Source organism: Pantoea sp. X-Soil-ISGK-285, assembly GCF_059730815.1.
Map to the genome: position 1 here is coordinate 370,526 of NZ_AP035939.1, position 19,393 is coordinate 389,918.

The window sequence follows — 19,393 nt, forward strand, 5'->3', positions numbered from 1 at the left end:
GTATGGTTAAACCGCAGGCGAATGATTAATGTTATTTGTATGTGCACCGCGAGTAACAAGTAAGTTAAATGATGCTGAAATTAAAGTGAAAATGTTCAAAGAGTGCGAATTTTTTCGGAACAGATGCCACTTTATTTAACCCTTTTATTCCCTTCGCGTTACACTGCCGCCCTGAATTCTGACCTCATACGACCGTTGAAATCATGCCGGGATCTTCACTCAGACAACGACTCACCGCCGGTATTGCGATACTGGCCGTGCTGCTGTTGTTTGTTGCACCGATGATCTCAAAGAATCTCGCTGAACATCATGCCAGGATGCAAGGCGCTTCGATCATGAGCGCAGAGATGCCGATGATGGATCATCACAGCGAGATGCCGATGGCGGATCACGGGATGATGATGGGCCCGGGCTTTGCCTGTGGCTACTGCGATCTGCTGGTGCATGTTCCGCTGATGCTCTGGGTTTTTATCCCGTTTATCTGGTGGATGTGCCTGATCAGCCGCGCCCCGCCGCCAGCGGCTATCAATCCACCCCAATGGCAACGGCTGTTGCGTCTTCATCGACCGCGCGCGCCACCCTTTATCGCGTCACACTCACTGCTTACTAATCCGATTGCGTGACAACGTCACCTGATCGTCTTTGTCTTTTGAAAAGTGTGGAATGCTATGTCCTCTTCTCAGGAAATGTCCCCTTCACCGTGCGGCACGGTGTTTAATCTCTTTCGCCGCCTGCATTTTTATATCGGCCTGTTTATTGCGCCGTTTATTTTTGTCGCGGCACTCACCGGCACGCTCTACGTTCTGACACCGCAACTGGAACAGGCTATCTACCATGATGCCCTGACCACCGATGCGCAGGGTGTTGCACAACCGCTGTCCGCCCAGATTGCCGCTGCGCGAGCCAGTGCCGGTGAATCAGCTCGCATTTACGCTGTGCGTCCGGCACCCGGCCCGCAGGATACGACCCGCGTGCAGTTTGCCGAGCCACAGCTTGGCCCATCGGAATCACGATCGCTGTTTATTGATCCCTACACCCTGCAGGTGAAAGGCGATATGACGGTGTATGGCACCAGCGGTGTGCTGCCGCTGCGCATGTGGCTGGATCAGCTGCATCGCGGCCTGTTGCTGGGTGATTTTGGCCGAAACTACAGTGAACTGGCAGCCTCCTGGCTGTGGGTCGCTGCGCTGGGTGGGATTGTCTTATGGTCCGGCACCCGGCCGCCGCGCACCCGCAGTAAAGCACGGAGCGGCTTCGCGGCAACCCGTCACTGGCATGTCACGCTGGGGCTGCTGCTGGCAATCGGACTGGTGTTCTTTTCAGTAACCGGGCTGACCTGGTCACAGTGGGCGGGCAATAATATTGAAAAGATGCGCAGCGACTTTGGCTGGAAAACGCCGCAGGTTAATACCGCGCTAAACGGTAACGCGCCCGCTGAAGCCGCCGATCCCCATGCTGACCATCGCGGTGCGATGGAAGGGATGACGATGTCCGGAATGACCATGCCAGCGAAAACCGCTGCGCCGGTGATTCTCAATCAGCCGGATGCCAGCTGGGATCAGGCGCTGGCAGCGGCGCGTCAGGCCGGACTGCACGCAGCGAAACTGGAACTACGCCAGCCTAAGAACGCTGAACAGGCGTGGACGGTTTCGGAGATTGACCGCAGTTGGCCAAGCCAGGTCGATGCGGTTTCAATTAACCCGACTGATTTTAGCGTGGTCGACCGCGTTGAGTTTGCCAGCTTCCCGCTGGTGGCGAAACTGACCCGCTGGGGCGTGGATGCGCATATGGGCGTGCTGTTTGGCCTGCCTAATCAGCTGATTCTGGCGCTGTCTGGCTTTGGACTCTGCACAATGATTGTGCTGGGCTACCGCATGTGGTGGATTCGTCGCCCGGCTGTTCCGCAGCTCAACCCCTCACAGACGCTGTTATCCGCCTGGCTGGCGCTGCCGCGCTATGCGCAGGGCACCAGCCTGATAGTGATGCTGGCGCTGGGATATGCCCTGCCCGTTATGGGAATCAGCCTGGTGGTACTGGTGCTGCTGGATATTCAGCGCTGGCGCAGCGCACAGCGCGCCGCGGTCGTCCGCGTGGATGTCGCTCCGGACAAGCAGTCACCGCTGGCCATCGTCCAGTCGCGTTTTGCCGGGAAGCGCAAAGAGATGCGCTATTTTCTGCGCAGCGTGACGGTGCTGGCGCTGATTGTCATTACGGTGATGGCGAATGCGATGATTGGCGGAGTGATTGATCAGTATCAGATCCCCTTCAGTCACTGGTCGCTGACCATGTATATAACCCAGGCGATGATGATTCTGCTCTACTCCACGGTCTTTACCGGGCTGTTGTCGATTCCACTCTGGTATTTCTTCCTCGGTGAGAGCGACGAACAGGGCAAGTAAGCTGGCAAGACGCCGAACACTCTATTATTCAAAATAACTGACGAAGCCGGGCAAAACTCCCGGCTTCTCATTCTCCGCCTGAGGTCTATGATCGTTGTTATGAGTCACTTTATTTGAGAGCAAATCATGAACATTGTGCGAGCTAATCCTGAACAACTGTTTGAGTACGGTCCTTTTACCGTCCGGCGCCAGCGTCCTGGCGAGGCGTTAAGCCCGCTGGTCAGTGTTGATCTGATGTCGCTAAAACTCGATGCCCGGATTCCGATGCAGCAGCATCAGGATGAAGAAGTTTTCACCTACCTGTGGCGTGGTTCGATGCAGCATCAGGACAGTAATGGCGAACGTACCCAGCTCTCTGCAAAACGCGTGATGGTGGTGAACGCGGGTGATGGCGTTCAATATGAAGAGTCGGTGCCGTTGTATGAAGCGGAGCTGTTGCAGGCGGTTATCCGGCCTGCACAGCAGGGCGGTGAAGCGATGACCCAGGTGCTGGAGCGCGATCAGGGCATTATGACCAATGGCTGGACCGAACTGGCCGGGCCGGAAGAGTCTGATGCGCCGCTGGAACTGCGCCAGGAAGTCTACATCTTCGACACGCTGCTGGAGCGCAACCATACGCTGGACGTGCCGTCGATGCCGGGCTTTGTCGCTTATCTTACCGTACTTGAAGGGATTATTCGCGTCGGCGATCAGCGACTGAGTCGCGGTGATGCCGTCAGCGGGCTGGATTCCAGCATTGAGATCGTGGGCGAGCGGGATGCCAATCTGGTCTGCTTCCTGGTAAAGCCCGATAATTTTGCATAACAAAGCGCGGGAACTTTCCCGCGCTCACGTCTTGTTTAACGCAGATTAAAGCGTGCTCCGTTGCTGCATCGCCTGAACCCGTTTATAGGCATGATCGAACTGACGTACATCATCGCGCAGCCAGTGGCGTTGCGTCAGCGGAGCATCATCCAGCGCCTGCGGCAGCGGCACACCCGCCAGCGATCCCCGGCAGCAAAAGGCGCGCGCCAGCGTTGGGGTGGCAATGCCGATATAACGGGCAAATTCAGGTAATGTCATCAATGCTGTACTCATTTCCCACCTCCTGTAAACACAATCTCCCCTGCATTTTCAGGCCAAATCCTGAATGCTTTTATTGATCTGAAACATAGATGTGGTACTAATCTTCTGCCTGCTAATGAGAGCGTTCACCGCGTCTGACGTAAACCGAGAAAGAAGTGAGGAACCCGTGCGCCATTATGGATTGATGATTGCCCTGCTGTTTTCCGGCTTTGCCACCGCTCACACCCTGACCCCTGGTCAGCCTGTACCACCTGTCTTCGTTGCCGATAAAGGCGAAATGGTGCTGAATCAGGGCGACATAAATTATCAGCGCTGGAACAGTCAGACGCTGACCGGAAAAGTGCGTCTGGTGATTCATGTGGCGGGTCGTCTCTCAGCGAAGGATCAGAGTGCACGATTAATCGAAGCCATTCAGCAGGCCAGCCTGCCGCGTGACCGTTTTCAGACCACCACCATCGTGAATACTGACGATGCGCTGCCTGGCAGTGCCATTTTTGTGGTGCGCAGCATCGCTTCCAGTAAAAAAGCGGCACCGTGGCAGCAATTCATTATCGACAGCAGTGGCGTAACCGCGCACAGCTGGCATCTAAAGCCGGAAAGCGCGTCCGTGGTGGTGATTGATCCGGCAGGCATTGTGCGCTTTGCTAAAGATGGCGCATTATCTGCGGAGGATGTCGCCAGCGTGATGAAACAGCTGCGCGCATTACTGGGTTAATTCACGCATAATGCCCGTCCGGCTATCGCCGCAAAACGCGGAATGCTGCTGAATTCTCCGACATTTTTATTATCGTGAACTACTCTTAGTTGTAATGTATTAACCCGCCGTTCTTTGAAAACCTGCCAACTATGCTATGGCAGTCGGGGACGATTATTGAAGATGGCATCGAATCATTCGACCTGCTGTGACTTCCTCTGTAGATAAGGACAGCCATGATGACGGTCTGTGCAGAACAACACGTCAATTTCATACACAGCGATGCAGCCAGCCTGTTGAACGACATTGAGCAACGGCTTGATCAGCTTTTACCGGTTGAAAGCGAACGTGACTTAGTGGGCGCTGCCATGCGCGACGGTGCGCTGGCACCAGGAAAGCGTATCCGTCCACTGCTGTTGTTGCTGGCAGCGCGCGATCTGGGCTGCAACGCCACGCCTGCCGGCCTGCTCGATCTCGCCTGCGCGGTAGAGATGGTGCATGCCGCATCACTGATTCTGGATGACATGCCCTGCATGGATGATGCGCAACTGCGTCGCGGACGTCCGACCATTCATTGCCAGTATGGTGAACATGTCGCGATTCTGGCCGCGGTGGCCCTGCTGAGTAAGGCATTCGGCGTGGTTGCTGCGGCAGAAGGCTTAACGGCAACCGCCAGAGCCGACGCTGTGGCAGAATTATCCCACGCAGTCGGCATGCAGGGGCTGGTACAGGGGCAGTTTAAGGATCTCTCCGAAGGTGACAAGCCACGCAGTGCTGACGCCATTCTGATGACCAATCACTATAAAACCAGCACCCTGTTCTGCGCCTCCATGCAGATGGCCTCTATCGTGGCTGAAGCCTCAGGTGAAGCCCGCGAACAGCTGCATCGTTTTTCGCTTAATCTTGGTCAGGCTTTCCAGTTATTAGACGATCTCACTGACGGCATGGCCGACACCGGTAAAGATGCCCATCAGGATGAGGGGAAATCAACGCTGGTGAATCTGCTGGGACCACAGGCGGTTGAAACGCGACTGCGCGATCATCTGCGCTGCGCCAGCGAGCATCTGTTATCGGCCTGCCAGGACGGTTATGCCACACACCATTTTGTTCAGGCCTGGTTTGAGAAAAAACTCGCTGCCGTCAGTTAAGGATGCTGCATGAGCCACTTTGCGGTCATTGCACCGCCTTTCTATAGCCATGTGCAGGCGCTTCAGCACCTTAGCCAGGCCTTAATCGCACGCGGACACCAGATCACTTTCATCCAGCAGACGGACGTTAGCGCGCTACTCACCGATAGCCGGATCGGCTTTTTCCCGCTGGGTTTAGCCTCGCATCCGGCGGGCAGTCTGGCACACACCCTGCAACTGGCGGCGCATCCTCTCGGCCCCTCAATGCTGAAACTGATCAATGAGATGGCCCGCAGCACCGATATGCTCTGTCGTGAACTGCCCGTGGTGCTGAGCACGCTGGCGATTGATGGCGTGATCGTCGATCAGATGGAGCCTGCCGGTGCACTGGCGGCAGAAGCGCTGAACCTTCCTTATGTTTCGGTTGCCTGTGCGCTGCCACTTAACCGTGAAGCGGATTTCCCGCTGGCCGTGATGCCGTTTGACTATGCCAGGACCGATCAGGCGCGCGAACGCTATCGCACCAGTGAAAAAATCTATGACTGGCTGATGCGACGTCACGATCGGGTGATCGCCCGCAACGCTCATGCGATGGGATTAGCGCCACGGGAAAAACTGCATCACTGTTTTTCACCGCTGGCGCAGATCAGCCAGCTGATTCCGGAACTGGATTTTCCCCGCCAGGCGCTGCCCGATCATTTCCATTCGGTTGGCCCGCTGCGTACCACTGAACCGGCACCCGCCGCGTCGCAGCCTCGCTACTTCCCGCATGGTGACAGACCGCGCATTTTTGCTTCCCTCGGCACGCTGCAGGGACATCGCTACGGCCTGTTTAAAACCATCGTCCGCGCCTGCCAGGAGATCGATGCTCAGTTATTGCTGGCGCATTGCGGTCGGTTGTCACCTTTCCAGGCGGAGAAACTGGCGCAGGCCAGCCATGTTCAGGTGGTCGATTTTGCCGACCAGGCGGCTGCACTGGCGCAAGCCGATCTTGCCATTACGCACGGCGGCATGAATACGGTGCTGGATGGGATTAACCACCTGACGCCGCTGCTGACGATCCCGCTGGCCTTTGATCAGCCGGGTGTGGCTGCCAGAGTGGTCTGGCACGGTATCGGACGTCGCGCCTCACGCTTTACCACCAGCCACTCCATGGCACGTCAGCTCCAGACCTTACTGGCTGATGAAAGCTACGTTCAGCAGATGAAAACGCTGCGTAGCGCACTTCGTCAGGCGGGCGGAACCACCCTGGCGGCGGACATCGTCGAACAGGCGATGCTGACCCGCCAGCCGGTGCTCACCAGGAGAGACTATGCCGCGGTATGATCTGATTCTGGTGGGCGCGGGACTGGCCAACGGGCTGATCGCCCTGCGCCTGAGACAGCAGCGGCCCTCCCTGCGCATTCTGCTGATTGACGCTGAACGTGAACCAGGTGCCAATCACACCTGGTCGTTTCATGCGGAAGATCTCACCGAAACGCAGCATCGCTGGATCGCTCCGCTGGTAGTACATCACTGGCCTGGCTATGAGGTCCGCTTTCCCCAACGCAGTCGCAGTCTGAACAGTGGCTATTTTTGCGTGACTGCGGAGCGCTTCGCGCAGGTCATCCGCGACAGGTTTGCGCCGGATCTGCTGCTGAATACCCGGGTTGCGAGCATCGCTTCACGCGCGGTTACGCTGGACGATGGCCGGGTGCTGGAGAGTGACGCAGTGATTGATGGCCGTGGCTACCAGCCCGATGCCGCGCTGCGCATGGGCTTCCAGTCGTTTGTCGGACAGGAGTGGCAGCTCAGCGAGCCACATGGCCTGACCGCGCCGATCATAATGGATGCCACGGTAGATCAGCAGGCAGGCTATCGCTTTGTCTACAGCCTGCCCTTTTCTGCAGACACCCTGCTGATTGAAGATACCCATTACATAGATAACGCCACGCTGGAAGGCGATCGCGCCCGTCAGAATATCCGCGACTATGCCGCGCAGCAGGGATGGCGATTAGACCGGCTGCTACGCGAAGAGCAAGGCGCGTTACCCATTACGCTGACCGGCGACGTGGCCGCCTTCTGGCAGAAACACGATCTGCCCTGCAGCGGTTTGCGTGCCGGGTTATTCCATCCCACCACCGGCTATTCTCTGCCGCTGGCGGTCGCGCTGGCTGATCGGCTGGCGCAGATGCAGACGTTTACCTCTGAGACCCTGCACGCCACCATTCAGCAATTCGCCAGTCAGGCATGGCAGCAACAGCGCTTCTTCCGCATGCTGAACCGTATGCTGTTTCTGGCGGGTCCGGCTGACCAGCGCTGGCAGGTTATGCAACGTTTTTACGGCCTTCCCGAAGGTCTGATCGCCCGTTTTTATGCGGGAAAACTCACTTTGCCTGATCGGCTGCGCATCTTAAGCGGCAAGCCCCCGGTCCCCGTTCTGGCGGCGTTACAGGCTATTATGACTCCTCACCGTCAACAGGCGATGCAATGAATAGAACTACAGTAATTGGCGCAGGCTTTGGTGGTCTGGCCCTGGCCATTCGCCTTCAGGCGTCAGGCGTTCCCACCCGACTGCTGGAGCAGCGTGACAAGCCGGGCGGCCGGGCTTACGTCTATCAGGATCAGGGCTTCACGTTTGATGCCGGCCCCACGGTAATCACCGATCCCAGCGCCATTGAAGAGCTGTTCACCCTGGCGGGTAAAAAGCTCTCTGACTATGTCGAGCTGATGCCGGTGAAGCCGTTTTATCGCCTCTGCTGGGAGTCCGGCAAGGTGTTCAGTTATGACAACGATCAGCCCGCGCTGGAAGCGCAGATTGCCGCGTTTAATCCGCGTGACGTTGAAGGATATCGTCGCTTTCTGGCCTATTCCCGAGCGGTGTTTGCTGAAGGCTATCTGAAACTTGGCACCGTGCCGTTTCTGTCATTCCGCGATATGCTGCGGGCCGCGCCTCAGCTGGCAAAACTTCAGGCGTGGCGCAGCGTTTACAGCAAAGTGGCGAGCTACATTGAAGATGAGCATCTGCGTCAGGCCTTCTCTTTCCACTCACTGCTGGTGGGCGGAAATCCGTTTGCCACTTCCTCAATCTATACCCTGATTCATGCGCTGGAACGTGAATGGGGCGTCTGGTTCCCGCGCGGTGGCACGGGCGCGCTGGTGCAGGGCATGGTGAAACTGTTTGAAGATCTGGGCGGCGAAGTGGAGCTCAATGCCAGCGTTGCCCGGCTGGAGACCCAGGAAAACAGGATTACCGCGGTGCACCTGAAAGATGGCCGGGTCTTCCCGACCCGCGCGGTTGCCTCCAACGCAGATGTGGTTCACACCTACCGCGAACTGCTGAGCCAGCATCCCGCTTCGCAGGCGCAGGGACGGTCACTGCAGAACAAACGCATGAGCAACTCGCTGTTTGTGATCTATTTTGGCCTGAATCATCATCACGATCAGCTGGCGCACCACACGGTCTGCTTTGGTCCACGCTATCGTGAGTTGATTGATGAGATCTTTAACAAAGATGGCCTGGCAGAGGACTTCTCGCTCTATCTGCATGCGCCCTGCGTGACCGATCCCTCACTGGCGCCGGAGGGCTGCGGCAGCTACTACGTGCTGGCACCAGTACCGCACCTCGGCACCGCCGATATCGACTGGGCCGTTGAAGGTCCGCGCCTGCGTGATCGCATTTTCGACTATCTGGAACAGCACTACATGCCGGGCCTGCGTAGCCAGTTGGTCACGCATCGCATCTTCACGCCGTTTGATTTCCGCGATGAGCTGAATGCGTATCAGGGTTCGGCCTTCTCAGTGGAGCCGATCCTGACGCAAAGCGCCTGGTTCCGGCCTCACAACCGCGATAAAAATATTAATAATCTCTATCTGGTCGGTGCAGGCACGCATCCTGGCGCGGGTATTCCAGGCGTAATTGGCTCGGCCAAGGCTACCGCAGGATTGATGCTGGAGGATCTGGCTTGAATAGTCCGTCACTGCTTGATCATGCCGTAGACACCATGGAGGTGGGATCGAAAAGCTTTGCCACCGCGTCAAAACTGTTTGATGCCAAAACCCGACGCAGCGTGCTGATGCTCTACGCCTGGTGCCGTCACTGTGATGATGTGATTGACGATCAGGTACTGGGATTCAGCAACGATACGCCATCGCTGCAATCTGCCGAACAGCGCCTGGCGCAGCTGGAGATGAAAACGCGTCAGGCCTATGCCGGATCCCAGATGCATGAGCCCGCCTTTGCGGCCTTTCAGGAGGTGGCAATGGCACACGATATTCTGCCTGCTTACGCTTTTGATCATCTGGCGGGCTTTGCGATGGACGTGCATGAGACACGCTATCAGACGCTGGATGATACGCTGCGTTACTGTTACCACGTTGCGGGCGTGGTTGGCCTGATGATGGCGCAGATTATGGGCGTACGCGACAACGCCACGCTGGATCGCGCCTGCGATCTCGGTCTGGCGTTTCAGCTGACCAATATTGCGCGCGATATCGTTGAAGATGCTGAAGCGGGACGCTGCTATCTGCCCGCTACGTGGCTGGCTGAAGAGGGGCTGACCCGAGAGAATCTAGCCGAACCGCAAAATCGCCAGGCATTAAGTCGCGTCGCCCGTCGGCTGGTGGAAACGGCGGAGCCCTATTATCGATCGGCGTCGGCTGGCCTGCCGGGTTTACCGCTGCGTTCAGCGTGGGCGATTGCTACCGCGCAGCAGGTCTATCGTAAAATAGGTATGAAGGTGGTTCAGGCGGGTTCACAGGCGTGGGAGCAACGCCAGTCCACCAGCACGCCAGAGAAACTGGCACTGCTGGCGGCGGCATCGGGTCAGGCGGTTACTTCCCGGGTGGGGCGTCACGCTCCACGCTCCGCTGATCTCTGGCAGCGCCCCGTTTAACGCCATGGCGTTCTCGCAGCGTCGCCTGCAGTTTTGACAGCGGCGGCGCGTAAAGAAAGCCAAACGAGACACAGCCCTCTTTGCCTCGTACCGCATGATGCATGCGGTGCGCCATATAAAGCCTGCGTAAATAACCCCGGCGCGGAACATAGCGGAATGGCCAGCGCTGATGCACCAGGCCGTCATGCACAATAAAATAGAGCAGGCCGTAGAGCGTCATACCCGCCCCGATCCACTGCAAGGGCCAGACACCCGTACTGCCCAGATAAATGAGCAAAATCGACAGAGCGGCGAACACTACGGCATAGAGGTCATTAACCTCAAACCAGCCTTTATGCGGTTCATGATGTGACAGATGCCAGCCCCAACCCCAGCCATGCATAATGTATCTGTGCGCCAGTGCAGCCGTTATCTCCATTCCGATAACAGTGACCAGAACAATCAGGGCATTCCAAATCCACAACATAGTTTCTCCCGAACATGCATCCTGCAAAGTGGCGCAGAGGTTCAATTTTAACAGAGATTGGGGAAAACAGTGTTCAGGAGAAAAATAAGGGAACACGTCGTTGAAGCTTGAATGAGCACCATCCTGATATTTGTGTAGGACGCAGCCTTTAAAGCAGATCGTGATTCAGCGGGGTGCGAAAAGCGTGGCGTGCCGCGGTCATTAACTGACTGGCGGTGACGGTCGTGGGTAATCGCATCAGAATTTTGCTGGCCTGCCAGTAACAGAGCAGCATGACCTCATCCTCCTCTTTTTCAGCCAGTTCATGCAGGCGGGCGCGCAGTGATAACACATCAATGGTCTGCTGCTCGTCAAGCATGTCAGAGATCGTCTGATTGATGACGTGATGGAGAGTTTTCCAGGTGAGATCGGTATGCAAAATTAACCTCTTCTAACGCTTATCAGCTCCGGGCAAACAAACAGCAGTGAAGCAGCTTAAATGGCTGCATCCTGCAAAAGATTGCACACTGCTGACAACTATAGCTGTTCGTGGGCGGCTACGCCGTGCCAGCAGTTGAAAATGCCAAAGTTGGCAATTCTAACGACTAATGGACCTGCCTGTCGCGTATTACACGCGACTCATCAGCTGATTGCTGTTTTTTGTAACAATTGCAGCTGATTCTTAACTGGCTGATGTCAGAGGGATTTGCCAGGGTAAACAGGTTTCCCGTCTCGTTAATGTTCAAGGAGTTGTCGATGAGTCAGCACGCTGATGTACTGGTATGGGGCCACGGCCCTGAGATATTTGAAGTCTTTCTGGAACCCACCTGTCCTTTTTCGGTGCGCGCCTTCAATAAATTCGACGCGTTACTGGCGCACGCGGGTGAAGAGAACATCACCCTGAAGATCCGTCTGCAATCACAGCCGTGGCACCTCTATTCCGGGCTGATAGTGCGCTATATCCTTGCCGCCGCCTGCGAAAGTAAAGAGGCCGCGAAAAAGGTGATGCAGGCGGTGGCCGATCACCGTGAAGAGTTTGAGTTCACCGATCACTGTACCGGTCCGAACCGCGATGCCACGCCGAATCAGATCCTCGCCCGCCTGAAAGATTACAGCGGCGTGAATGCCAGCGCCGCGTTTGATCAGCCCGACCTGCAGAACGCCATTAAATGGCACTGCAAGTATGCCCGTCAGAACGGCATTCACGTTTCACCAACCTTTATGGTTAACGGCCTGGTACAGCCCGAAATCAGCAGCGGTGACGATATAGCGCACTGGGCAAGCTTTCTGATTCGTTAATCTTAGTGCGCGGCTGTGCCTGGCCGCGCCAGACTGAGTCTCTCCTTTGCGACCCCACTCACGCGCAAACTCAATATCCTGATAATTAAGCCTGTTTTCCCATGTGGAGGCCGGTTAAGCTGTACCGCTATCAGCAGCAGACGGTGGGATTAAAGCCGCTGCTGTTGTTCATCTTAACGGCACCGCTGGCCTGCATGGCGATAACCTGACGTTACGCCGGGCCCGCACGCCTAATTCATTGAGGATTTGCTGATGACGATGACGCTGCAACAACTGCAGGACAAATATCCGGGTGCCTTCACAGATGCATTTGGTGACTCCCCGGAATTAGCCAGCGAGCTCGCAACGCTGATTATTGCCGGTAAGAAAGTGGCCACCTGCGGGTCGTTGCGGAGCTGGCAGGATCAGGAAGTATTGCCTCAACCGGGCGGTTACAGCATTGTTCTCAACGGCGAACAGCAGCCCGTCTGCGTGATCCGCACCACCGGATTGTTTCTGACGCGCTTTGATCGCGTCACGCCAGAGATGGCGATGCTGGAGGGTGAAGGCGATCTGAGCCTCGACCACTGGCGTCAGGAACATCAGCGCTACTTCGAGCGTGAAGGCTATTTTCACAGCGAAATGGAGCTGATCTTCGAGACGTTCCAGCTGGTCGAGGTAGTCTAAACCGGCACGTTACAGCGTGTTTGCCGCCATCAGCGCAAGCCGCGCAATCCCCCGCGCGGCAAGGTTATCAGCCGCCTGGGCTGCGCGCATGCCACTGGCACACACCAGTACCACACGCTGATTGACCGGCGGTTGCCAGGCCGCTATCTGCTGCGGCAGAATTCGCACCACCCGCTCGGCCACACTGACCGGTGCCTCTTCCAGGCTGCGCAACTCCACTATGCAATCATCCTCCATCAGCATGGCCCGATCGATAAAGGGCGTGCCGGGCGCGTCAGGTTCAGGTGCGTCATCAAAACGAAACTGCCTGATATGCCAGTCAACAAAGTCACAGTGGATCATGCAGCCGAGCGGCGATGGCGTTAGTTTTAACAATACGCTCAGCGCCATCTGTGCCTGCATTGCGCCCAGCGTCGCTACCGCCGGTCCCATTACGCCTGCCGTATTGCAGTTACCCGAGGCCGTGGGCAGTTGCGGGAACAGCGCGCGATAGCCAGGCGCACCGCCACAGAATCCGCCAACATAGCCTTTGCGTCCCAGCACCGAAGCGCAGATCAGCGGCAGGCCTGCCGGATAACAGACATCGGAGAGCTGATAAGTAATAGCGAAGTTATCCGCCGCATCCACCACCAGATCGATTCCCTCCAGCGCCTGCGGCAGTTGACTGGCGCTTAGCGCGTGTGGATGCGCCTCAACGCGACAGTCAGGATTGCGCTGCGCCAGCGCACGCTGAGCGCAAAATACTTTCTGCTGACCCACATCGTCGATGCCAAACAGCGTCTGCCGGTGGAGGTTGTGCAGTTCAACCCGATCGCCATCGTAAAGACGGATAAATCCCACACCCGCGCCTGCCAGTAACGGCAGCAGCGTTGCACTAAGCCCGCCCGCGCCCACCACCAGCACCTTTGCCCTTCTCAGCCGCTGCTGCCCCGCTTCACCAATCTCTGGCAACATCGTCTGTCGCTGATAACGCTCCATCGCTGCTCCTTAACTGAATTGTGCCAGACCAAAAATGGGCGTAGAGGCAGACGCCATGTCGCGCTGCTCCATCAATCCCGCCTGAAACGCCTCGTGTCCGCCGTGGATCGCAGCAGCAAAGGCACCGGCCATGCGCACCGGATCGCGCGCTTTTGCCACCGCCGTGTTGAGCAGCACGCCATCAAAACCCATCTCCATCGCCTGAGCCGCCTGGCCAGGTGCGCCAATGCCCGCATCAATAATCAACGGCACATCTTTAAACCACGCACGCATAGCGCGCAGCCCCTCGATATTACGCAGCCCCTGGCCGGAGCCGATCGGCGCGCCCCAGGGCATCAGCACTTCACAGCCCGCTTCCAGCAATTTTTCGCCGACAATCAGATCTTCCGTAGTGTAGGGAAACACCTGGAATCCGTCAGCGCAGAGAATCCGTGCGGCCTCAACCAGGGCAAAAGGATCGGGCTGCAGCGTGTCGGCATGGCCAATCACCTCCAGCTTGATCCACGGTGTGTCGAACAGTTCACGCGCCATCTGCGCCGTCGTCACCGCCTCTTTCACCGTGTGGCAACCCGCCGTATTCGGCAGAATACGTTTGTTGAGCTGTTGCAGCAGCGTGCGGAAAGCGCCGCCTTCACTGCCTTCCCGTCGCAGGCTGACGGTAATAATCTCCGCGCCTGACGCGTTGATCGCCTGATGCAGAATGTCCGGTGACGGATAACCGGCCGTGCCGAGCAGAAATCGGGATTGCGGAGTAAATTGATAGAACATGGTTAACCTCCCTGCATCGGTGACAGGATTTCGAGCTGGTTGCCCGCCTCAAGTTGCTGGCTGGCATAGCGGCTACGCGGTACAAACTCCCCGTTCAGCGCGGTGGCGACGGTCCGCGGATCGATCTGCTGCTCCGCCATAAGTTCCGCCAGCGTCGTTGCGCTGGTTTCAATCGTGCGGCCATTCAGTTCAACGCGCATGAGTCATCTCCTGAGTCAGTTGCAACATAAGTTTTTCAGCCATGATCGGGGCCAGCAAAAAGCCGTGGCGGTAGAGGCCGTTAAGTGAGAAACGGCCATTTTCGTAGCGGACTTCCGGCAGGTTCTGCCGATAAGCAGGACGCAGACCGGTGCCACTCTCCACAATCCGCGCTTCAGCCAGCGCCGGGTGCAGGCTGTAAGCGGCGCTGAGCAGTTCCATCATCGCCCGGGCGCTGATCGGGCTGCTGTCGTGGCTTTCCACCATGGTGGCACCCAGCATGAAGTGGCCCCCGTCACGCGGCACCAGATAGCAGGGAAAGCGCGGGTGCAGCAGCCGGACAGGACGGGAGAGTTGTACGTCGGATGTGTGCAGGATCACCATTTCGCCCCGCACGGCGCGCAGGGCGGGCTGCCGATCGGTGGCGTGGATGCCACGGCAGTCGATGATTTTGCCGCCGGGTTTACCGCTGTGAAAGAGGACGCCAGCCTGTTGCAGTTTGTCGCGCAGTTGCTGCAAGGCGCGGCGCGGTTCGAGATGCGCCTCTGCGGCGAAAAACAGGCCGCGGGCAAAGCGGTTTTCCAGCGCGGGCTCAATGTCACCGGGAGAGACCCACTGATGCTGCTGCGTCATGCTGGCGAAGCGCGTCAGTTCGCGGCTGTCACGCGGCGGAGCAACCACCAGCGTACCCTGCTGTTCCACGCCATCAACGCGTTTCGCCCACCAGCTGGCCGCGTGCTGGCCCCATTCGATCACCTGTGGCGGTGCGCTTTCTGCTTCACACCAGGGCGCGAGCATGCCGCCCGCCCAGTGCGAGGCCGCACGGCAGTCAGGCTGAGTAATAACTTCGACCGTTTCTCCCCGCTCCAGCAGCAGCGTGGCGACACAAAGCCCGGCAACGCCGCTGCCGAGCACCGACCAGCGGCTCATGGTGTCCACCGGACAGGAAAAGAAAGATTCAGGATGAGATTTTTCAATGTGGCCTCGTTATCAGTTAACGAAGACCCATGATACAGAGGGAAAAGGCAGGAACGTTGCGAATGCGCCCCTGCGGCAAGTATCTGATGAGATACCCGTCTTCCTACGCCAGTATCAACTGGGTCAGGTTCTAAGGGTCGCTAAGCCGCGCGGTGCGCTATTAGCCTCTCAGTCTCTCTGGCGAGACTCCCCTGACGGGTTTAGTTGTAAGTTAAGCAGACAGCTTCGTCAAGCAGACTGCATGGAACCGGGTCAGAAAATCGGACTTAACCGGCAGAACCGAAATGCCAGTCAGTTGCGGTTGCCAGCGTCAAAAAGGGGCCCGCCAGCGTCTGGTTGTGATGCGCAATAATCTTCTCCGCAGAGAGGTGGGGATTATCGACGGTGGTGTGCGCATCGGAAATCAGTACGACGTTAAAACCCAGCTCCGGGGCTGCCCGACAGGTAGTATCAACGCAGAACTCCGTTTTCATCCCCGCAATCACCAGTTGCTTAATGCCCTTTTGCTTCAGCTGAAGCTGCAGGCCAGTATCCCTGAAACAGCTGGGATATCTTTTGGTGAAGACGACATCACTCTGCGGGTTAACCTGCAATTCCGGGATCAGGCGCGTCAGCGGGCTTTGCTCGTTAAAAGGGGAATCATCCGGGCCGATATGTCGTGCGAAAAAGAGGGGGACGGCAGAAGCCCGGGCTTTAGTAATGAGAAGTGAGATGTTCGACAAGATCGAATTTGCGGCGAAGGGAGCCTCCGGACCATTAAAAAGGCCCTGCTGCATGTCGATAATTAAAAGTGCACTTTCAGATGTAACCATGACCTGTCTCCATTCAGTTTTTAAGAACGGAGAACAGCTCCCCGTCCGGTTCGGCGGGGAGTGAGAATCTGTTGTGTCAGGTGCCAGTCACAGAGTCGCTCACGCCGCCGCCAGAGGCGGTGGTGGTGGTGACGGTGGTGAAAGACTGAACTGACATAAACATTTTCTGACCCTGAGTTAATGCGTTCGGTGAAGTCACCCTCAGAAGGATGGCGCTGACATCTACATTACCCTGTACGCCGTCGCTTTTAAAGCGCCTGCAGCGATTGGGTTACCGCATCGGTTATTTCACGAATGCGCGGTTCGGCGCGGCGATAGTAAGTCCATTTCCCGACTTTGCTGGCTTCAACCAGCCCCGCATTGTGAAGTGCTTTCAGGCATAACGAGGTGGCGGGCTGTGATAAGCCCGCCTTGTCCTGTATGAGGCTGGCACAGACGCCATACTGATCGAAGGGATAGAGCTGGGTATAGCCCGCAAACGCTTCGTCAGGATCTTTAAGCCACTTCAGCACTGCCACTCTGGTCGGGTTGGACAGTAACTTCAGGGCATTTTCGGGTGACATGCCGCCTCACAGAATATCAGGATGGATAAAATGGATAGTCAGTATAGCCTTTCTCAGTGCCGCCATACAGGGAGGCGTGATCGACCTCATTCAGCGGATATCCTGATTTAATCCGCGCGGGCAGATCGGGATTAGCGATAAATGAGCGGCCAAAACCAAACAGATCGCCCCAGCCTTTTTCCAGCACATGCTGTGCTTTTTCAGCCGTGTAGCGACCCGAATAGATGATCGGAGAGCGGAATGTTTCCCGCAGCGCGACCCGGAAGCTCTCTGGCATCTCCGGGCTGTTGTCCCAGTCGGCTTCAGCAATGGAGAGATAGCCAACTTCCAGCTCGTTCAGCAGTGCTGCTGCGCGGATGTAGGTCGCGTGTGGATCACTTTCAACCAGACCGAGATAGACGCGCTCTTCGTCGGTACTGGTAAACAGAGGCGCAAATCTGACGCCAACGCGGTGGCTGCCAAATACCGAGCTGACCGCCTCAACGACTTCTCGCAGGAAGCGCAGACGATTCTCAGCAGATCCGCCATATTCATCCGTACGGAAGTTGGTGTGCTCAGAAATAAACTGGTTAATCAGATAACCGTTGGCGGAATGCAGTTCCACACCGTCGAAACCGGCCGCTTTGGCATTCTCCGCCGCGCGTCGGTAAAGCTCTACGATCTCTTTAACTTCCGATGTAGTCAGTGCGCGTGGCTCGCTGGGTGCGGTCAATATGCCGGCGCCGGGTCCGGTTTCAATAAATACCCGGACGTTATCGGCTGCAATGGCTGAAGGGGCAACGGGTGCCTGCTTGCCCGGCTGCAGTTCATTATGCGACACGCGGCCAACATGCCAGAGCTGGCAGAAAATCGTGGCCCCTTGCTGATGTACTGCCTCTGTAACCTTTTTCCAGCCGGCGATCTGCGCTTCGCTGTGGATCCCCGGCGTCCATGCATAGCCCTGCCCGCGAGGCTCAATCTGGGTGCCTTCGGTGATCATCAGTCCCGCGCTGGAACGCTGGCGGTAGTACTCCACCATCATCTCGCCGGGAATGTTGCCCGGTTGTTCACTGCGGCAGCGCGTCAGCGGCGGCAGTACAATGCGGTTACGAAGCTGAAGGTCGCCCAGACTCAAGGGGGTAAAAAGTGACGGCATGACAAAAAATCCTCTGATGTGTGAAGAGGCGACATTATATTTACACATTTAAATTTGTAAATGTGTAATCTGTGCTTTTTGTCCGGAGCGGTATCTGCGGTTTCTGGCAGAGGGTCACTTTCTGGGTGGAGTGCTGACAGCGCGTGGGATTAACAGTCTCTCAGCGCAGCGCCTGACTGCGTAACGCCAGGAGGAGATTCTGCAGACGCCGCTTTCAGGCAAATTGCTTCGCCGGGACGGAGGTGCTGCCTGCAGGATCATAAGAACATTAAGAAGCGTATTTTTCAGTGAACGCCTGCCACTGCTGGCGATAAACCTCCAGTTGACTGAGTGCGCCATCAATGGAGGGCTGTGCTTTGTTGTCAGGATTCGGCGTGGCACGAATCAAATCGGCAAAGGTGCTGAAGACAGATTCCATATCACGGCCCGACTTCATGGCTTCCATCATCCCGGCCAGCTCCGCCTGTGGCCGTGCGGTTGCGCTCTTAACCTGGCTTAGATAGTCACGTGCGCTCTCCTGCATGTCGCGTGTTCCATGACGTATGGCTAACGCCAGCGTATCCTGTGCTCCCAGCAACGTCTGACGTTCACGAATGGCAACTTTGACGCTTATCATCTCATCAGCAATCTCATTCGCCTGCTTCTGGTTATCGCCGGAGACATATTTTTCTATCAGTTTATGGAGCTTAGACTGCGTCAGGGTCAGCGCCATGGCTTCCGAGGTATCCGAATTATCGTACTGATTACGGCCCACCTGGCCCTCAGCCAGCACCTCATGGAGTGCAGCGGCAAACTCATCCATAGCGGTCTGCGTATTGGCAGCCGTCATACTCAGAAGCGGAGTAAATGTTCTGGCGTCCCAGCTGGTGTAGGGATCGTTGAATAACGCATATCCGAGGTTAACGGACGGTCCCTGACCGGATGACTTTGTCTTTGCCAGTTCCTCTGAATTTTTGGCCTGCTGCTCTGCCGTAATGGGCTCAGCGATAGCCTGCACCAGGCGCGCTCTTGCCTCGGGCGAGATCACCACCACACTGGCAGGTAATTCTTTTCCGGTAATAGTTTCTTTAGTCGTGTTCTCAGATCTGTTTGTTACGGTGAGCGTGGCTAAATATCCTCTTGCCACCTCTGTTGTCACGCCATTGATTAACCCCATAATGCCCTCTACGGTTTGATTGGTTGAACAATTTATCGGCAAAATGTAACCAATCTTTACCGAAATCTTATTGCTGCCTGGGTTAAGACGTCTCAGGGCAAGTCTGGCTATCATCGCCGCTGCGGCCTGACTTTGATCCAGAAAAGGTTCAGAATCCCCAGGCTGACCAGCCAACGGCTCCCGGCAGCGTTTAAGACTTTGCGGGGTGCACAGGAAAGTTTCAGAGCAGTACGCAT

General features: G+C 56.8%; 22 protein-coding genes and 1 riboswitch. Of the genes, 11 read left to right on the top strand and 11 right to left on the bottom strand.

All coding sequences use genetic code 11. From position 1 onward, the window contains the following. The first annotated feature begins 203 nt into the window (after nt 1–203). The 3 genes from AC6I8B_RS21005 to AC6I8B_RS21015 all read left to right on the top strand — a co-directional run bounded on the left by AC6I8B_RS21005 (nt 204) and on the right by AC6I8B_RS21015 (nt 3,203). Entirely contained in the window at nt 204–623 is a 420-nt protein-coding gene (locus tag AC6I8B_RS21005; protein ID WP_157352977.1) for a DUF2946 domain-containing protein, read from the top strand. Between the two features lie 45 nt (nt 624–668). Next, nucleotides 669–2,399: a DUF2534 family protein gene (locus AC6I8B_RS21010; protein ID WP_157352975.1), complete on the top strand. Its 1,731-nt coding sequence runs from the start codon at nt 669–671 to the stop codon at nt 2,397–2,399. 126 nt (nt 2,400–2,525) lie between these two features. Then, nucleotides 2,526–3,203 carry a pirin family protein gene (locus AC6I8B_RS21015; RefSeq protein WP_157352973.1) on the top strand — a complete coding sequence of 226 codons (678 nt, stop codon included), beginning with the start codon at nt 2,526–2,528 and terminating at the stop codon, nt 3,201–3,203. Nucleotides 3,204–3,248: 45 nt separating this feature from the next. On the opposite strand, the gene AC6I8B_RS21020 is transcribed toward AC6I8B_RS21015, so the two are convergent. Beyond that, the gene (locus AC6I8B_RS21020) at nt 3,249–3,476 is read right to left on the bottom strand and encodes a hypothetical protein (RefSeq protein ID WP_010247439.1); all 228 of its coding nucleotides are present in this window, start codon (nt 3,474–3,476) and stop codon (nt 3,249–3,251) included. A gap of 172 nt (nt 3,477–3,648) precedes the next feature. On the opposite strand from AC6I8B_RS21020, the gene AC6I8B_RS21025 reads away from it, so the two are divergent. From AC6I8B_RS21025 to crtB, 6 genes are all read left to right on the top strand, one after another. Next, nucleotides 3,649–4,179 carry a YtfJ family protein gene (locus AC6I8B_RS21025; RefSeq protein ID WP_010247442.1) on the top strand — a complete coding sequence of 177 codons (531 nt, stop codon included), beginning with the start codon at nt 3,649–3,651 and terminating at the stop codon, nt 4,177–4,179. 218 nt (nt 4,180–4,397) lie between these two features. Beyond that, nucleotides 4,398–5,306 (top strand): polyprenyl synthetase family protein, encoded by a 909-nt coding sequence (locus tag AC6I8B_RS21030; RefSeq protein WP_010670731.1) that lies wholly within the window; start codon nt 4,398–4,400, stop codon nt 5,304–5,306. A 9-nt stretch (nt 5,307–5,315) separates the two neighbouring features. After that, nucleotides 5,316–6,611 carry a glycosyltransferase gene (locus AC6I8B_RS21035; protein WP_157352971.1) on the top strand — a complete coding sequence of 432 codons (1,296 nt, stop codon included), beginning with the start codon at nt 5,316–5,318 and terminating at the stop codon, nt 6,609–6,611. Further along, nucleotides 6,598–7,758 carry a lycopene beta-cyclase CrtY gene (crtY, locus tag AC6I8B_RS21040; protein ID WP_010670729.1) on the top strand — a complete coding sequence of 387 codons (1,161 nt, stop codon included), beginning with the start codon at nt 6,598–6,600 and terminating at the stop codon, nt 7,756–7,758. The genes AC6I8B_RS21035 and crtY overlap by 14 nt, the downstream gene beginning before the upstream one ends. Then, nucleotides 7,755–9,233 (top strand): phytoene desaturase, encoded by a 1,479-nt coding sequence (locus AC6I8B_RS21045; RefSeq protein WP_010670728.1) that lies wholly within the window; start codon nt 7,755–7,757, stop codon nt 9,231–9,233. The genes crtY and AC6I8B_RS21045 overlap by 4 nt, the downstream gene beginning before the upstream one ends. Next, nucleotides 9,230–10,159 carry a 15-cis-phytoene synthase CrtB gene (gene crtB / locus AC6I8B_RS21050; RefSeq protein ID WP_157353371.1) on the top strand — a complete coding sequence of 310 codons (930 nt, stop codon included), beginning with the start codon at nt 9,230–9,232 and terminating at the stop codon, nt 10,157–10,159. Before AC6I8B_RS21045 ends, crtB begins: the two co-directional genes overlap by 4 nt. Here crtB and AC6I8B_RS21055 read toward each other — a convergent pair. After that, the gene (locus AC6I8B_RS21055; RefSeq protein ID WP_010247467.1) at nt 10,098–10,625 is read right to left on the bottom strand and encodes a sterol desaturase family protein; all 528 of its coding nucleotides are present in this window, start codon (nt 10,623–10,625) and stop codon (nt 10,098–10,100) included. The two genes, crtB and AC6I8B_RS21055, sit on opposite strands and share 62 nt — an antisense overlap. A 148-nt stretch (nt 10,626–10,773) precedes the next feature. Beyond that, nucleotides 10,774–11,043: a hypothetical protein gene (locus AC6I8B_RS21060; RefSeq protein ID WP_010247470.1), complete on the bottom strand. Its 270-nt coding sequence runs from the start codon at nt 11,041–11,043 to the stop codon at nt 10,774–10,776. A 317-nt stretch (nt 11,044–11,360) separates the two neighbouring features. Between AC6I8B_RS21060 and AC6I8B_RS21065 the strand changes: the two genes are divergently transcribed. Both AC6I8B_RS21065 and AC6I8B_RS21070 read left to right on the top strand, forming a co-directional pair. After that, complete coding sequence (locus AC6I8B_RS21065; protein ID WP_033768581.1) at nt 11,361–11,903, top strand: DsbA family protein; 543 nt, start codon at nt 11,361–11,363, stop codon at nt 11,901–11,903. Between the two features lie 252 nt (nt 11,904–12,155). Further along, nucleotides 12,156–12,569 (top strand): ASCH domain-containing protein, encoded by a 414-nt coding sequence (locus tag AC6I8B_RS21070; protein WP_033768582.1) that lies wholly within the window; start codon nt 12,156–12,158, stop codon nt 12,567–12,569. A 9-nt stretch (nt 12,570–12,578) separates the two neighbouring features. On the opposite strand, the gene AC6I8B_RS21075 is transcribed toward AC6I8B_RS21070, so the two are convergent. The 8 genes from AC6I8B_RS21075 to AC6I8B_RS21110 all read right to left on the bottom strand — a co-directional run bounded on the left by AC6I8B_RS21075 (nt 12,579) and on the right by AC6I8B_RS21110 (nt 19,157). Next, nucleotides 12,579–13,547: a HesA/MoeB/ThiF family protein gene (locus tag AC6I8B_RS21075; RefSeq protein WP_061902250.1), complete on the bottom strand. Its 969-nt coding sequence runs from the start codon at nt 13,545–13,547 to the stop codon at nt 12,579–12,581. Between the two features lie 9 nt (nt 13,548–13,556). Then, a complete protein-coding gene (locus AC6I8B_RS21080) occupies nt 13,557–14,315 on the bottom strand; it encodes a thiazole synthase (protein WP_010247482.1) in 759 nt (252 codons plus the stop codon). A 2-nt stretch (nt 14,316–14,317) separates the two neighbouring features. Next, complete coding sequence (thiS, locus tag AC6I8B_RS21085; protein WP_033760164.1) at nt 14,318–14,515, bottom strand: sulfur carrier protein ThiS; 198 nt, start codon at nt 14,513–14,515, stop codon at nt 14,318–14,320. Beyond that, nucleotides 14,505–15,443 (bottom strand): FAD-dependent oxidoreductase, encoded by a 939-nt coding sequence (locus tag AC6I8B_RS21090; RefSeq protein ID WP_157353370.1) that lies wholly within the window; start codon nt 15,441–15,443, stop codon nt 14,505–14,507. Before AC6I8B_RS21090 ends, thiS begins: the two co-directional genes overlap by 11 nt. A 131-nt stretch (nt 15,444–15,574) precedes the next feature. After that, a riboswitch (TPP riboswitch) is annotated at nt 15,575–15,694 on the bottom strand. Between the two features lie 63 nt (nt 15,695–15,757). After that, a complete protein-coding gene (locus AC6I8B_RS21095; protein ID WP_157353369.1) occupies nt 15,758–16,303 on the bottom strand; it encodes a cysteine hydrolase family protein in 546 nt (181 codons plus the stop codon). A 248-nt stretch (nt 16,304–16,551) separates the two neighbouring features. After that, nucleotides 16,552–16,866, bottom strand: a complete 315-nt coding sequence (locus AC6I8B_RS21100; RefSeq protein ID WP_033786852.1) for an ArsR/SmtB family transcription factor — start codon at nt 16,864–16,866, stop codon at nt 16,552–16,554. Nucleotides 16,867–16,882: 16 nt separating this feature from the next. Then, the gene (locus AC6I8B_RS21105) at nt 16,883–18,001 is read right to left on the bottom strand and encodes an alkene reductase (protein WP_033760155.1); all 1,119 of its coding nucleotides are present in this window, start codon (nt 17,999–18,001) and stop codon (nt 16,883–16,885) included. A gap of 268 nt (nt 18,002–18,269) precedes the next feature. Further along, nucleotides 18,270–19,157, bottom strand: a complete 888-nt coding sequence (locus tag AC6I8B_RS21110) for a hypothetical protein (RefSeq protein ID WP_232526469.1) — start codon at nt 19,155–19,157, stop codon at nt 18,270–18,272. Between the last annotated feature and the right edge of the window lie 236 nt (nt 19,158–19,393).